Annotated in this window: 14 protein-coding genes; 5 read left to right on the top strand and 9 right to left on the bottom strand. The window is 38.1% G+C overall.

Annotated features, from left to right (window positions below):
* Positions 1 to 40: 40 nt before the first annotated feature.
* Both KMW37_RS02845 and KMW37_RS02850 read right to left on the bottom strand, forming a co-directional pair.
* The gene (locus KMW37_RS02845; RefSeq protein WP_215223075.1) at positions 41 to 457 is read right to left on the bottom strand and encodes a DUF2141 domain-containing protein; all 417 of its coding nucleotides are present in this window, start codon (positions 455 to 457) and stop codon (positions 41 to 43) included.
* A gap of 29 nt (positions 458 to 486) precedes the next feature.
* Entirely contained in the window at positions 487 to 1725 is a 1239-nt protein-coding gene (locus tag KMW37_RS02850) for a PorV/PorQ family protein (protein WP_215223076.1), read from the bottom strand.
* 202 nt (positions 1726 to 1927) lie between these two features.
* On the opposite strand from KMW37_RS02850, the gene KMW37_RS02855 reads away from it, so the two are divergent.
* From KMW37_RS02855 to KMW37_RS02870, 4 genes are read left to right on the top strand one after another with little or no spacing between them, the layout of a single operon-like run.
* Positions 1928 to 3265, top strand: a complete 1338-nt coding sequence (locus tag KMW37_RS02855) for a DUF4270 family protein (protein WP_246581299.1) — start codon at positions 1928 to 1930, stop codon at positions 3263 to 3265.
* A 6-nt stretch (positions 3266 to 3271) separates the two neighbouring features.
* Positions 3272 to 4264 carry a Kelch repeat-containing protein gene (locus tag KMW37_RS02860; protein WP_215223077.1) on the top strand — a complete coding sequence of 331 codons (993 nt, stop codon included), beginning with the start codon at positions 3272 to 3274 and terminating at the stop codon, positions 4262 to 4264.
* An 11-nt stretch (positions 4265 to 4275) separates the two neighbouring features.
* Complete coding sequence (locus tag KMW37_RS02865) at positions 4276 to 5325, top strand: sensor histidine kinase (RefSeq protein ID WP_215223078.1); 1050 nt, start codon at positions 4276 to 4278, stop codon at positions 5323 to 5325.
* Positions 5322 to 6062: a LytR/AlgR family response regulator transcription factor gene (locus tag KMW37_RS02870; protein WP_215223079.1), complete on the top strand. Its 741-nt coding sequence runs from the start codon at positions 5322 to 5324 to the stop codon at positions 6060 to 6062. Before KMW37_RS02865 ends, KMW37_RS02870 begins: the two co-directional genes overlap by 4 nt.
* A 74-nt stretch (positions 6063 to 6136) precedes the next feature.
* Here the strand turns inward: KMW37_RS02870 and KMW37_RS02875 are convergent, their stop codons facing one another.
* Genes KMW37_RS02875 through KMW37_RS02885 form a run of 3 tightly spaced genes read right to left on the bottom strand, consistent with a single transcriptional unit; the run spans position 6137 to position 7034 of the window.
* Positions 6137 to 6448: a hypothetical protein gene (locus KMW37_RS02875; protein WP_215223080.1), complete on the bottom strand. Its 312-nt coding sequence runs from the start codon at positions 6446 to 6448 to the stop codon at positions 6137 to 6139.
* 28 nt (positions 6449 to 6476) lie between these two features.
* Positions 6477 to 6860 (bottom strand): hypothetical protein, encoded by a 384-nt coding sequence (locus KMW37_RS02880; protein WP_215223081.1) that lies wholly within the window; start codon positions 6858 to 6860, stop codon positions 6477 to 6479.
* A gap of 12 nt (positions 6861 to 6872) precedes the next feature.
* Positions 6873 to 7034: a hypothetical protein gene (locus tag KMW37_RS02885; RefSeq protein WP_215223082.1), complete on the bottom strand. Its 162-nt coding sequence runs from the start codon at positions 7032 to 7034 to the stop codon at positions 6873 to 6875.
* A gap of 578 nt (positions 7035 to 7612) precedes the next feature.
* Here KMW37_RS02885 and KMW37_RS02890 point away from each other — a divergent pair.
* Entirely contained in the window at positions 7613 to 8086 is a 474-nt protein-coding gene (locus tag KMW37_RS02890) for a hypothetical protein (RefSeq protein ID WP_215223083.1), read from the top strand.
* A 55-nt stretch (positions 8087 to 8141) separates the two neighbouring features.
* On the opposite strand, the gene KMW37_RS02895 is transcribed toward KMW37_RS02890, so the two are convergent.
* From KMW37_RS02895 to KMW37_RS02910, 4 genes are read right to left on the bottom strand one after another with little or no spacing between them, the layout of a single operon-like run.
* On the bottom strand, positions 8142 to 9347 hold the full coding sequence (locus KMW37_RS02895; protein ID WP_215223084.1) for a DUF4998 domain-containing protein: 1206 nt from the start codon (positions 9345 to 9347) through the stop codon (positions 8142 to 8144).
* A gap of 2 nt (positions 9348 to 9349) precedes the next feature.
* Complete coding sequence (locus KMW37_RS02900) at positions 9350 to 10561, bottom strand: DUF5000 domain-containing lipoprotein (protein WP_215223085.1); 1212 nt, start codon at positions 10559 to 10561, stop codon at positions 9350 to 9352.
* A gap of 30 nt (positions 10562 to 10591) precedes the next feature.
* The gene (locus KMW37_RS02905; protein ID WP_215223086.1) at positions 10592 to 12499 is read right to left on the bottom strand and encodes a RagB/SusD family nutrient uptake outer membrane protein; all 1908 of its coding nucleotides are present in this window, start codon (positions 12497 to 12499) and stop codon (positions 10592 to 10594) included.
* Positions 12500 to 12511: 12 nt separating this feature from the next.
* Complete coding sequence (locus KMW37_RS02910; RefSeq protein WP_246581300.1) at positions 12512 to 16030, bottom strand: SusC/RagA family TonB-linked outer membrane protein; 3519 nt, start codon at positions 16028 to 16030, stop codon at positions 12512 to 12514.
* Positions 16031 to 16043: the final 13 nt, after the last annotated feature.

The following is a 16043-nucleotide window of genomic DNA, read 5'->3' on the forward strand; positions in this document are numbered from 1 at the left end:
ATTAATGAGGCCTCTTGATTTTCTTCAAGAGGCCTTTTTTTTAGTAGCATAAGTGAACGTTTACATGTTGAAAGCCTTCGCTAAACTTCACATAATGAAGTGCTGGACCTCGTGATTTAGTCTTACAACTAAATGCTCCTGAAAAGCTGTATCCTTCCTTGGGCCTGCCAAAAAACGAATAATCCATTTTTCCATTCACATTGCCATCATGAAATATTGCGATCATATATTCACCTACAGGCAATTCTCCCAATGCTATAGGCAAGCAGTTTTCAGAAACCTTAACAGTTTTTTCTAAAATTGCTTCAGCATCTCCATCCTGGAGAAATCTTTTATCATAAACCTGCACTTTTATTTGACCGCCCAATGTAAAATCAAGATTGTCTATGGATAGAACGGTGGAGTTATATCTCTCCAATGGATACAGCAAAGCAATTATTAAAACTAGAAACTTCATTTTTTAAAATGTATTTATGTTGGTAGATGCTATTCGATTCGGCTTTTTTGGAACCATATATCCCCAAAATTGAAATTCAGGCTAATTCCATGGCTTACTTCCTTGGAGAGCTGGTTTAGATCGCCTTGCTGAACATACTGATAAGATAAATTAAGCCTTGTAAAGCCTTGGATTGGAAAGCCAAAACCTATACTTGCCCCCTTTCTTTGCACTGGACTACCTTCAGAGCGGATATAACCAGTATCATAAAAAATCCCAGCTGAATAATTCACTCTTTTCAAAAATTCAATCCCATAAAAATTGGGCATATACTCCCCTCCTATACTAAAAAGATGGCTATTAATATAACCGCTGTCGTCACCAGAAAACATTTTATAACTATAATCAGCAGCAAGCAACAACCGACTGTTTTGATAGCTAATCCCTCCTTTAACAGATGAACCCAATTGTAAATTTTCTTTTTGCTCCACCAATTCGTACATGGCGGAATCCAAACTATTGAGATAAGCCAAAGAGGTCTTACTTGCCTTTAACTGACTTGGTATTTGATAGCTTAAACCCAAGCTCAATTGTTTATCTTCATGCTTAAAAGCTACAAACTGGGCACCTATATCAAGTCCCAAGCCATTATAATTGTCCCTATTGTTTAATTTCAGGCTCTCTATATTACCATTGGTTACTTCTTCTGTATAGTAAAAATTCTCATGATTGATATGGCCAAAAGCAAAATAAGGCCTAATCCCCAATGAAAGTCTGGGCATTACATCCACTGCAAAATTCAGATAGATCTTATTGATGTCCCCATAACCCGTAACGTATTTATCAAAGGGAGTCGTCGAACCAGAAAAATAAGCTTTCTGTATAAAGCTATAATCCACACTGCTTATTGGCATCATACCTAGTGTAAAAGCTGTTTTTTTGGAGGTTCTAAACCAAAAGGAAATCAGACTCAGATTAGTCCTGTTGATATTGATATTTTCTGAACCCGTATTGATATTCATCAATTTATAGTTTACCTCAGCATCCACCAAAAAATTAAAAGCACCGACACTTGTGGCCGATGCAGGGTTGAGTTGATTGAGAAAATAAGGAGACCTTACCCCAGTACCAACTCCTCCAATTCTTGCAGCCTGGCCGAACTGGTCCTGAGCCAATAATCCTACCCCAAAGGAAGAATAGAGTGAGCCATCACCCCTTTGGGCAAAAAGCTCACTACCAGAAATCAGAAAACAAATACTGCAACAAATAATATATATGAAAGCACGCATCTTAATACTTTTTGCTGCAAGGTAAGTGGGCTTTCCCCCAATGATCAGTTTTATAGACAAAGCCCTGAAATTTCACGACAAACCAATTCATAATAGGGACAATCCCCTTTTAAGAGCATTGACCTTATTCTTCTGATCAAAGAGGAAAGCGGCCTATTCGTCGACAAATTCCTCACTTAAATCTATAATAAATCCCTGAGACATGGATTTTACCTTGATTTGTCAGCAATACAAATTAATCGTGTATTCATCAGTGCTATTTCATATGCAGAAAAAAGACCAATTATTATTCTTGATTCCGTTCATTTTCCTCACTGCCTGTTTTGAAAATGAAAAACTCACCAAGCCACAAATGGTAACTGATGGAGAAGACCTTGACCTTCAAATTATAGAATATACTGATATCGACTTATTCACTTATTTCAATGACTCCTTGGCTACCAACAACTTCAACTCTTTTACCCTGGGGCATCATGAGGATAACTTTAGAGGAAGCATATATGCCATTCCCTATATTCAATTTGGCAGTACAAACCGTTCAGAAATAAATGAAGATGCAAAGCTAGACTCAGTAGTTTTGGTATTGTTCTATGAAAAATTCCATTATGACACTTTGCCAGGTTTTGATATCGAAGTACACGAATTATTGGAAACACTGGAAACTGATGATGACGGAAACATCTACAGCTATCAAGATTTTCAATTTGACACAAGCCCACTGATCAAACAGGCTTCAAGAATAGTCCCTTCCAAAGATTCCATTAGCATTACTTTACCCTATGATTTTGGCAATAGGCTATTTGAAATGGGTAAAGGTAACAATTCCATATTTGAATCAAACAATGACTTGGAAGAGGTCTTCAAAGGCCTAGTCCTCAACACAAATGATAATAGCGCATTAATGAGCTTTACTGCTGCCTCCTATATCGGTTTTCATTACCGTATTCCAAGTGACCTAGATGAAGGCAAAGCCTTGCTCAAGCTAACTGTAGAAAATGGATCTGGAAAATTCACTCATCTAGATATTAACAGGAATTCCCAATACTTTCAGTCTCCACAAGCCTATGAAAACATTCCTATTCAGCAATCCAATGGGGTAATCATGGCAGACCAGATCTTGGGAGCCTCCATCCGCTTGGGGCTACCAGAAGTCCTTGAATTAAAAGAAAGAGCTAATGATTTCATCATTGCCTCTGCCAGCTTAAGGCTTCCCTTGAAACCAAACACCTATGACCGCTACTTCAATATTCCTGTCACAACGGTAAATCTCTCGATAGTAGATAAAAAGAACCTAATTACGCAAAATCTGGGATCGGCCTCGCTTAGTTCCTGGGATGAGCAATTTCAAGAAAAAACCTATTACGAAATCCCTATAAAAGACTTTATAGACTATAAACTTTCTAAGGGAGTAAACAATCAAGATGCCCTTTGGATCAGCGTTCCCAAAAGTACAAGCATAGAAACCAGTGGATTGATCCTTTCAGAAATTTCCAAAGAACAGAAGATAAAAATAGACATCACATTTATTCCATTAAATTAACGAACAATGCTTAAAGTAAGATTTATCAACATTCTATTTTCCCTAGTGGGAATCATAGCTCTTAGCTCATCGTGTGTTAGTGATGAAGAAGAGACAAGCGAGGGCAATTGGGTAAGAAGGTCCTATTTTGATGGTGACAATCGTTCCAATGCAGCCTCTTTTACAATCGGGGAGCGCGCATTTATTATGGGCGGCTATACTGGCGATGATTATCTCAATGATTTTTGGGAATACAATCCCACTGGTGATTATTGGGAAAGAAAAGCAGATTTCCCGGGAAAATCCAGAAGTAATGCAGTCGCTTTCTCCATTGATGGCAAGGGCTATGTAGGTACTGGCTATGACGGCACAGATAAACTGAAGGATTTTTGGGAGTATGATCCTGAAACCAATAGCTGGAGAGAACTTGCTGAATTTGGAGGCACTGCCAGGTATGATGCAGTTGGCTTTTCTCTGATGGACAAAGGTTATATTGGAACGGGATATGACGGTAGTGAGCAAAAGGATTTTTGGCAATACGACCCAACAACTGATAGCTGGAAGCAAATTATTAGCATGGGTGGAGCAAAACGCCAAGGAGCTGTCGCTTTTGTGATTGATGATATTGCTTATATTGGCACCGGAATCAACAATGGCTCCTATGAATTTGATCTTTGGGCCTTAGATGGAAACACTTTGGAATGGACCGAAAAAAGACCCATTGACTATGATGATGACTACCTTATTTACCGCTCCAATGCCAATGCATTTACGATAGGAAATTACGGTTATATCACGGTTGGGAATAGAGGATCAATTCTTGGAAGCACTTGGGAATATAGGCCTTCCACTGACGAGTGGCTTGAAAAAACTGATTTCGAGGGTACTTTTAGAACAGGAGCATCCGTTTTCTCCATCAATAATCAACGTGCCTATATTTTATTGGGTAAAAGCTCAAGCTTGAGGTTTGATGATATTTGGGAGTTTGAGCCATTTGTTGATTATAATGACGAGGATTAATCAATAAAAACATGCAAATAAACCAACAAAAAAATTTACTAAAGACTACCATACATATTTTAATACTGGGGATAATTTTGTCCCCAGCTTATTCCTTTTTTGTTGGTGAGCATGATGCACACTTCTCTCTTTTCTATTTCAGCATTACCAATATCAGCATCATACTTTTTTATCTGGTCAATATTATCTGGCTCATCCCCAACTTCCTTCTTAAAAGGAAATACCTGCAATACAGCCTGATTTTCATATTATTAACGGCATTATTTTTTATTATTCATGAATATTTCAGGGATATTCCTCCTTCGTTTGAAGCAGGGACATTTGTTAGAGGGGTAAAAAAGCCTAGTCATTTCATGCTGCTTTCTCCCTCTTTATTTAGGCTATTAATGATTTTAGGATTAGGGACTTCCATTGAATTGATTTTGCAATTTGAACAAGAAAAAAAGAAATATGAGGAGCTGGAGAAACAAAGGATGATCAAGGAGTTAAACTTTCTTAAAAACCAGCTCAACCCCCACTTTTTATTTAATGCTTTGAATAATATTTATTCTCTTGCAAGAAAAAAATCAGAGGACACCACTCCTGCAATACTTTTACTTTCGGATATGCTTCGATACGTACTTTATGAATCCGGCAAAGACAAGGTAACATTAGGGCAGGAAGTCACTTTTATCAAAAATTATGTGAATTTGGAAAAACTTAAGTTTAGTTCAGAAAATGCCCCAAAAATAAGCCACTCCTTTCAACTAATTAATGAGGACTATCCAATTGAACCATTACTGTTTGTAACCTTAATTGAAAATGCTTTCAAACATGGGATAAGTTATCTCTCCCCTTCATTTGTAATGATTTCAATAGCCGAAAACGAGAAGGAAATCCTGCTATCTGTGCTCAACAGTGTTTCCCGTCAAAAGGATGGACTTTATATCAACAATAACCCAGAAGGAGTGGGCATAAACAACCTAAGGAAAAGGATGGAACTGCTTTATCCAAATCGCCATAGCTTCAAACAGCTTTACGAAAACAGTACTTTCAAAAGTTTCCTTACGATTAAAAAATGAAAATCAATTGTATTATAATCGATGATGAATCCTTGGCATTGGACATTTTGGAAGATTATATTTCTAAGATTCCCATGTTAGAGCTCAAGGGAAAATTTGACTCAGCTATTAGGGCCATGGATGCTATTATGCGCGAAAAAATTGACTTAATATTTTTGGACATCAACATGCCGGATATTAACGGTATAAAGTTTTATGAAGGCCTTCCTGTGAAACCCAATGTTATCTTCACCACCGCCTACAGTGAATATGCTGTCAAGGGATTTGAAATAAATGCCGTGGATTATTTATTGAAGCCTATCAGTTTTGACCGTTTTTTTCAAGCTATAAGCAAAATCCTAAACATATCGAATAGTCCCAGTACAGCTCCTTCCTTATTGGAAAAAGAGCTTCCTACCAAGGAGAATAATGGTTTCATCTTTGCCAAAGTAGAACATAGCACGGTTAAAATAAACTTAAAGGATATTTCCTATTTTGAAGGTTATAAAGATTATGTTAAAATCCATCTGATCAATGAAATCCAGCCTATTTTAACCCTGAACTCCATCAAGCATTATGAGATGAGTCTATTTTCTAAGGGCTTTATTAGGATCCACAAATCTTATGTGGTTTCCATAGATCAAATAGCCAATATTAGTAGGAACAAGGTAAAGTTATTTAATAAAGAAATACACATTTCTATCGGTGAGAGTTATAAGGATTTCTTTTATGAATTGGTTGTCAAAAAAAATCTGTAAAACGACTATACCCTTAGAAAAAAAAAAGCACCAGCTTAAAAAACCGGTGCCTTTCACATGAATAAAAGAAACTACTAATCCTCTTTAATTTCTTTACCTTGTGCATTATACTTTTTAGTGACGCTATCTTCACCTTCTCCAAACGTCACTTTATAAATCACACTTCCTTCATCATCGGTCATTTGATAGACTTTGGATATTGTCCAATCCTTTGTTTCGTCACTGTCTGCAATGGCATCTTTAACAGGTTGGGGAAGGTCTTCAGGTGATATTTCCACCTTATCCTGAGCGCTCAACTCAACAGTTGATGCTGGGAAAATATCCATGGCCTGTAGGCCTGATGCCATCAGCATCCCAATGACAATAATAAACGCGAACTTTTTCATGGTTAATTTTATTAGGGTTATTTATAATTTATAATTCCAACAGATTACCCTTATGGTCAAAAGACACTATAATATCTTCATGATCTTCAGTAACAAAGGTCAAATCATAGTATTGCTTTTCGCCATCGGTAACCGAATAAGCGGTCTCCAATTCCAATGTCGATAGCAAAGAATCATTGGCTACCAAAGAAGTGATTTCTTTAGGCAAATCCTCCTTCTTCACCTCCACTCTTACTAATTCTTCATTGGGCGTCTGCAGCTCACTTATACCATCAATATCGGGCATGGATTCCCTCATCTGAATGCTTTCTCCATTAGAGTCCAGTTCAGTGGAATTTATCTTTTCTTTTCCATCCCCACATGAAACCAACATAAATGCTGGTATGAATATTTTAACTAAAAGTTTTCTCATGATCTTTAATCTTTACCTATAGAAGATACTGGTAGGTTCAGTACCCAGTGTAGTATGGTATTCTGACACATTGGATTCTACTTTGAGCCTGTATCCTGTCAAACCCAATAAGGTCAAAACCACTATCAAAATCCCTGTCAACAACATGAAAATTAATTTTCTAAAACTGCTCATATTAATTATTTGATAATTAATATTCATAAGTTATGCCACTCCAAAAAAGGCCTTCAGCAGGCTATTTGAACATATTAAGGGTGAAAAATGTAGAATTATTACCCAGTTTGTAGAAAAAACTTCAAATAAAACAGGAGAAAATTACCTGCCAAAATCAATTAATACCATATAAAAATCATAATTCACTTTTTATCCTCTTCATTCTTACCCTATAAAACGCATCTGGAGATAAGAAGCAAATAAAAAAGCACAGCCCACTTAGGCTATGCTTAATTTCACTGTAAATAAACCCATTCAATTTTAATAACGGATTAATTCCTGAATCCTTTTAAATACGCCAAAAAAAATATTTTAGTGTTCTTGATGTCCCATCCCCTCTAGCTATCAAATCCAATTTATCTTCCCCAATAAACTTCATGGCATCTCAAAAATATCCCCTAAGGGTAATGAACCGTATTCCCCTGCAACCTCCATCTATATTTGCCAATATTTAACTATTATGAGCAAAGCACCAGTTATTATTTTCTTGCCTTAATTTTTTACTAAAGTAATTTGTAATTGAACTAAGCATTTTGACCATGAAAAACTTTCAAGCATTAATCATCACACTATTCCTTCTTTTTCCAATGATCTCGATGGCCCAAACGACATTGGATGAAGAGATTCAATTGATTCAGGCAGAATTCGGGCTCACTAAAAAGAAGTTAATTGAACAGTACATGGATTTACCTGAAAACATGCAACCTTCTTTTTGGATGGTTTATGAACAATACGAAGAAGAAAGAAAATCAATTGCGAGAGACCGCTTGGTAATTATTAATGATTACTTGGATAATTTTGAAAATTTGGATGATACTAAAACCGATGAACTGGCCCAAAAGACCATTAAAAATGATATCCAATTGAGTAAGTTGCATGCTAAATATTATAAGAAGTTCAAAAAGGCTACAAGTCCTTATATTGCGGCCAAATTTTTACAAGTGGACAATTATATCCATAGCACCATCAAACTCTCTACCCAGGAAACTTTACCTTTTATAGATGAGAGATAATAAAAAAAGGGCAGCATGATGATTATGCTGCCCAAAATACCTACTTATTATTATTTTACTTTCCCCAAAAAGTAAATTCGTTGAAATTTGCTTCTGTCCCTCCTCCAATAGACGAAATACCTACAATTCTCACATATCGATATTTCGTACTATTCTCTTCAATAATTTGCTCGAACGATTTTTGGGTATTGCCGGAAACATCCAATATTTTCACCCAACCTTTTGAAATGGCCTCTTCTTCCCATTCTTCTATGGTTCCACTGTCTATATCCGAGGTATTGGCATTGGTCAAATCATTGGTTGCCCAGATCTGGTAATCGCCCGGGCTTCTATCTCCACAGCATTCTGGACGTTCATCAATTCCAAACTTTGAGACTTCTTGCGCTGAACCCAAGTCAAAACTCATCACCCAAGGATAACGGTCAGAATCAGAGCTACAACTATGCCAAAACCCGGAGCCTGTAGTTCCGTCAAACAACCTATCATAGGTAGAGCCATAACAGCCATCTGAAGCATCTCCTGGCAACCTTAGCGCTGTTATCCGAGTTTTATCCAAAATATATTCCAAAGGGAGATTCGATTGGAGTGGAATGGTTTCAAAATCTTCAATTGAACTATCTGTTGGTCTATAAAAACCCTTGACCCAAAGTTCTCCACCTCTTTTATAATTTTCCAGAAGGGTTTCCGAATCACTATTGGCCACTTCTAATTCAACAAGTTCTCCTTCTTGATTCTCATAGGTCACGATGGATTTCAAACTTCCTTGAGAGGGAGATAACCATTGAATAATAGCTTCATTTTCAAAGGATTTGATTCCCTTTATTCCTCTATTGATCAGTCCAGACTTATATTTCTCTCCATAAACTGTGGCAGGAACTTCTACTCTGACTGATTGATTCCCCGACTCATCCAGTAAAAACAGCCCAAATGTGTATTCACCCTCAGGTATGTCTAAATCAAAGGAAATGGTATCATTTCCACTTTTTCCTCTGTTTACAGGGAACTCATGATAAAAGGTTTCATCATTGTTTTTCAGTATTCCTTTTGAAATCTTTGGGTCAGCATTAATAGCTACCCAAAAACGTAGCTTATTAAATCCTTCACCTATTATCACTGAATCTGCCTTTCCTACATACACTGTCTCACCGTCGAGTACAAATTCATTAAAAGTTTCATTGGTAGTCTCACATGACCATATCAAAATGAGCATCATGAAAATGGACACCCAAACTGTATATTTTATTTTTTCTAGGTATTTCATAATCATTCAACAATTTGTCCCCAAAAATTTAATTCCATGATGTGCATAAACTTCCCAGTTGACCAAGATTCCCTATTTACAAATCTGATGTATCTGACCGCCGGAGCGTCTATAGGAAATTCAAATTCTTCACCTTTTGCTGCCTGGGCCTGATCCTCTGCGCTATTGCTCCCCAAAGGTCCTCCAGATGGCTTAATTACCTCACCATCCTCCACTAGTTTCACCCAACCGTCAAAAGAAGCTCCATTATCAGCGGGAATCTCATCAATACCCCATACTTCGAACTTCTTAGGATTACCATGAGTGAACTCCCATCCTCCTCTTCTTTGCCAGAACTTAAACCTACTTAGCTTAGCCTTAACACCTAAATCCATTGTAAACATGTGATAACCTTCCGTATAAGGAGGCACTATGGCGCCCGGATTTCCTTGAGCAGTGTGAAAGCCAGAACCATCTATAGATCCATTCCACAGATTAGACTTGATCCATCCAAAAGCGTCCGGCTCATCACCCTCAAGAAATACATCCCCAAAATTCTCTATACTTAGAAATACTTCTTCAAGTGGTGTTATTTCTTTATTAAAAGTTTCAGTAATATTGTCCCAACGATCGATCGCTGCTACTCCAAAATTCCTCGCAGTTGGAGGGAATCCCCTAAACGTATAATAATCTTTTTGATTGTCACTAATAAATGCTGATTGGCTATAAACCAGGTTTCCGGTTTCATCAGAGGCATAAAGCAATAACTCCGCTGATATATTTTCTTCGTTATTGTACAACAACCTTACCCCACCGAAATCTTCTTTTAACTGAAAACTAGAATAAAGTTTATCAATAGGAGCAGTTTCAGGATTAATGGTAACTGATACAGGTTCTGATTTGTTATTACTGCGGTCAATAACAACCAAGTTAACTTTCTGGGATTTCACCTCCCTTAATCCCTCAAGGATTACAAAATTCTTAAATATGGAAGACTTTGAGGTAACTTCCTTTCCATTATCCAAATGATAAGTTGCCTCAACCATTAAAGCATCTTCATCTTTTGGGATTTCATATTCGATTTTTGCCCCACCGGGAAGATTGGTAACTTGTACTTCTTTAATAATCCCTGGTGGAACTGTATCTTTCACTAGAGGCCCCCTTTCATCTTCTTCACATGAAGAAAATGACAGCCCAAAACACAACAATAAATAATATGGTTTTATATTTTTCATCTCAGTTTCTTTTGGTCTTTATTATCTATTTTACCAGCCAGGATTCTGAACCAAATTTGAATTAGCTATCAGGTCTTCTTCAGCTATTGGCCACAAATAATCCCTGCTCAAAAACTTATATGTACCCACAGTAATCACATTATAATATGTCTCCGTGGTTTCACCTTCGATATTCCATGCCTTTATATCACTGTTCATAAATTCAGTAGCAAGTTTCCACCTTCTCAAATCCCAAAACCTCACGCCTTCAAATACCAACTCTATCATCCTTTCACTCTGGATAATTTCTCTCATTCCTTCTTTTGATGCCGGCTTTGATGGATTGGTGGAATGTTGTACCCAAGACTGAATCACGCCCTCCAAACCAGCACGTTCACGAACCCTATCTACCCATTCATATGAAGCGGCAGGACCATTTGATTCGTTTAATGCTTCTGCATACATCAGGTATAAATCAGCTAAACGAACAATTGGAAAAGGATATGTCCGGGCGGTATATCCAGAACCGGATGTTCTTTGAACATTCTCATAATAAACCATCTTTTTGGCCCAATATCCGCTTTGAGACCACCTGTTGGCATCTTGCCTTCCTGCTCTCTCTCCTTTTTTCCCTTCTACTATCAAAGCATCATCATCATCCTTAACCCCATGACCAAACCATACTCCTCCGTCAAATCCTAAAGAGGCATAAAACCTAGGCTCTCTATTCAGATTAAGTTTAGCTGTTTTAAAACCCGATTTCACATAGTGTTTATGCGCTTCATCTGCTTCTCCTACTGCATATCGATTTGTGTAGTCATACTCCTTGTCTTCATTAATCGGAACACCATTTTCAGAATAAAACATCTCGGCTATTCTTAGTGGAGGAGACCACCATGACTGGGTACTCTCCCTATTTTCAGCGGTAAGCCCTGGGGCAATTTTTGCCTGTGCCCAACTTTGGAATCCACCTGAAACAGTATTATCAGATGCCCCCCAAATAATCTCATCATTCCACCTCTCTGTCATGCTTCCTCGAATACTCAATTTGGTAATAGTTGAATCAGACCAATCTGAAGATGGATTTTCAAATCTGTATAATTCATGCCCAGCTTCATGCGCTAGATCAATCGCTTCCTTACAAGCTTCAGCTGCCTTGATCCATTTGCTTTCATCATAGGTACTATTGATCAATTGTGTTCCATCTTTATCTTTGAAATTGCTGTAATCGGAATTTCCGTTGAACAAAGGACTCGCCATTGTCACCAAAACCCTAGCCTTGATAGCAGCTGCTACAGGGGAAGTAACTCGCCCGAGCTCTAAGCCTGTGTCCTGAATAATCAAGGGTAAATCTGCAATTGACTCATCCAAAAGTTCAACAATATATTGGGTCACATTATCTACAGGATCTCTCTTTACCCTAACAGCCTCCACTCCACTACTGACCTCAATATTCTCCTTTACAATTGGAATGGGACCATACATTCTCAATAAGTAAAAGTGGAAATAGGCTTTTAAGAATTTTGCCTCAGCAGCCCATCGGATTCGCTCATCTTCGGTAAGATCAAAAGGCTTATCCAAGTTTTCCAGAAAAATATTGCAGTCCCTTAGCGCAATGAATAAGTTTCCAACAGTGCCCCTATTTCCCCAATATCCCAAATCTGGAGAAATCACATTTTGGCCACCTCGGGAAATCCTCCTACTTGCCCAGTTTCGGGAAACATTGTCATTCACAGAAATCTCATCCCCTGCAGCCAAAGCCGGATTGGAAATACCTGCATATGGAGGCAAGTAACCATATAGGGTGGCCAGAAATCTGAGCGCATTTTCCCTCGTTTCAAAAGCATCCTCTATCACTGCAATATTATCAGGTACTACATCCAAATAATCACCACATCCAGTAACAGAGAAAAATAGGCTTATACTAACTATATATTTTATTATTATTTTTTTCATCATTTCTTCGCTTGATTAAAACCCGATATGAACTCCAAAATTGACTACTCTTTGCAGAGGATAATTCAATCCATTCCCTTTCAATTCTGGATCCCATAAATCAAAAATACTCCAGGTATATAGGTTGGTACCCGTGGCATAAATTCTCAAATTGGTCATCCCCAGTTTATTTGAAGGCTTTTTAAGGAGATTATACCCTATCTCAAGCTGCTTTAACCTTAAGAAAGCTCCATTTCTCAGCCACCATGTGCTCGTTTGAACATTGTTTTGGACAACGTTAGTAGATAATCTAGGCCACAATGCATAAATATCCCGGTTTTCCTCAGACCAATGGCTGTCTGCATAAGCCTGAAGCAAGCCATTCTCACTCAACACACCCGATGCGGATGAGCTCAATCCAGCCGATTGAACTGAATTAATAAATGGACCTGTAGTAATTGGATTAATGAAGAATGACACTTCATCCAAACCTTGAAAGAACACATTGATATCAAAGCGTTTATATCCAGCAGAAAAGCCAAAGCCATAAGTAATTTTCGGAATTTCAGGTTTACCTATCGGAGCTTTGTCAAGCTCAGTAATTACACCATCACCATTTAAATCCTTGTATTTAATATCTCCTCCTCCATAGTCTACCCCAGGAGTTCCAAACTGAGTTGGTGAATTAATGGCTTCGGCATCATCCACAAAAAGTCTTTCAGCAATGTAGCCTTGAGTCACATTCACATTGTTTCCCAATCGTGATCTCCATGGCGCACCTACTTCACTGTAATTGGGTTCTTCATATACCAAAAACTCATTGTCAGAATAGGTAAAAGTGCCCCTGCCCATTACCCAAAAATCATTTGTAAAATAGTGATTAACATCAATGGAAGCATCAATACCTTTGGAAAGTACCTCTCCCACATTTGTTTTCAAGGGAGCCTGAAGCCCAAGGGTAGAAGGGATATCCGCCCTGTTTTGCAAAATACTGGTTCTCTTCTCTTTAAATGCATCTACACGGAACTGAATGGCATCATCATAAAGATTAAGTTCAAGTCCTAAATTTGCCTTTTCTGATTTTTCCCAGGTAACCATTGGGTTGGCATATCTGTTAATGCTTACTCCTGCGATGGATTGATTTAACTCTTTGCCAAAAGTAGCTCCAGCCCCTCCATTACTTATATCAACCTCTGACAAATAGAAAAAACGGTCATTGCGGGTATCACCAATTCTATCATTTCCAACAAAACCATAAGAAGCTCTAAACTTCAGCCTGCTGATGGTTGGGGTCAATCCACTAAAAAACTCTTCATTAGAAATTAACCACCCCATTCCAAAGGAAGGGAAGAACCCAAACCTATTATTTTTTGCAAATCTTTCTGATCCGTTATAACCGAAATTAAACTCAGCAAAATACCTGTTATCATAATCATAATTATACCTTCCGGAAATCCCCAGGTTTCTACTTGGAAGAGATAGTTGTACAGAGTTGGCATTGCCATCCAAATACTCCCTAACGATCATTACATTCATCCCACCAACAGTGTGCTTATCAAAAGTCCTATTATAATTTAAAGCTGTTTCCATGTACAGTACCGAATTATTGGTACGTTCACCTGGCAACAATTCTAAAGATTCATTACCGGAGCCCAATGCCGTCCTGACAAGCTTATATTCCTCTGTAAATGGATCGAAGGTAGAAAGCCTGTAGAAATATGGAGAATAGCCTCGTTTATTTTCGAAGAAGGAGGTAGTATTCACATTTCCCAAAATCCTAGCAGACAATCCAGGAGTAAAGGCATCCAGTTTTTGCTTAAACTCCAATTGCACTAAGGATAATTGTCTTCTAGTATCCCTATACCCCCTTTGTAACTCCGCATAAGGATTGAACCAAACTGGTACACTACCATTATCCCCACCGGAAGCTGACTCTCCTCTTGGTGGTAGTCCATTGCCAAAAAGTATATGAGGCACACCTTCTAAACTTGGATCAGGATCATAAACAGCAGGAAAACGAGTAGGGCTTGTCCTAACTGCCGCATTATAGATAGCATTCCCTCCTTGTAATGGCCCACGGTAATCATCTATAGTGGAATGCAGTCGAACAATCATTTCGGTATTTTTATGTAGGTCGATATTCACATTTGAACGCAACAGGTATTTCTTTAAATTGATGCCATTAGTAAAGTTGTTGGATTTATCTGCCTTCATCAATCCATTGTCTTTATTAAAAGATCCTGCAACATAATACCTAACCTTTTGACCACCACCTCTAACATTCAAGTTCAAACGAGAGGTATTTGCATATTCTTTGAACAAAGTATTATACCAGTCTGTAGCGGGGTAGATATTTGGGTTTCCCCCTTTTATTGTTCCAGCAATTTGCTCCTCTGTAAAGGTGGCAAAATCACCTCTTGTCCTATTCGCCTCATTTTGCAATCTCATATGCGTAACCGGATCAGCTAAATCCACCAAACCAGTTGGCTGGCTGAATGATGTCTCCATCCTCAAATTCACTACGGCAGGCCCCTCCACTCCAGTTTTAGTAGTGACCAAAATAATTCCATTGGCACCTCTTGCGCCATATATGGCAGTGGTAGTCGGATCTTTTAATACAGCAAAACTTTCAATATCATCTGGTTGTAACCTTGCCAAATCATCCACAGTCAGCTCAACGCCATCAATTAGAATTAATGGCCCATTCTGATTGTTAAACGACGCTACGCCCCTTACGAAAAACTGGGCATTGTCCGCTCCTGGCTCCCCACTAGTCTGGTAAGACACCAAACCAGCAACCCTTCCTGCCAAGGAAGTAGTTAAATTACTTGAGGGAATCTTAAGTTCTGAGGGATTTACAGAAGTCATGGCACCAACAACACTTTCCTTTTTCTGTGTACCAAAACCAACAACGACTACCTCATCAAGACCTTGGGTATCTTCCTCCATCACAACATTAATTTGGGACTGCGCACCAACAGGAACCTCTATGGTCTTATAACCTACAAAACTAAAAATCAAAACACCCCCTTCGTCAGGTACATTGATTTCAAAATTACCATCAATGTCTGTGATCTTTACCAAATCAGTACCCTTCAACCTTACAGTTACACCTGGCAATCCCAAAGGATCGTTTTTTGGGATCACCTTACCTTTTACGGACCGATCCACAACGCTTACCTCTGGGACATTACTGTTAAAATTGTTGTTTACGTTTATAACTTCATTTACCTGGAGAAATTTAATTTTCCCTTTAGTTGAAAGCTCCGTAAGAATTTCCAGCAAGGCAGTCTCTTCTCTTTGAACTGAAACCTTCTTCTTTATATCAATTACTTTTTCATCATAAAAAAAATTAAAGTCAGTTTGCGACTCTATTGATTGGAAGACCTTCTCTAATGAACTGTTTTTCTCATTTACACTGAGTATAACTTTCTTCATGTCCAGGCTTCCCTGAAAATCCTCCGGATCAGCAAAAACTGACCCAACTAAAAAAGTGCCGAGCAACACTAAACAGGCCCGCAACCGTTTGCGGGTTTTAGGTACATTTTTCTTCATTGTATAATTAAAT

The sequence above is a fragment of the Echinicola shivajiensis genome (assembly GCF_018642165.1).
Lineage (GTDB): Bacteria > Bacteroidota > Bacteroidia > Cytophagales > Cyclobacteriaceae > Echinicola > Echinicola shivajiensis.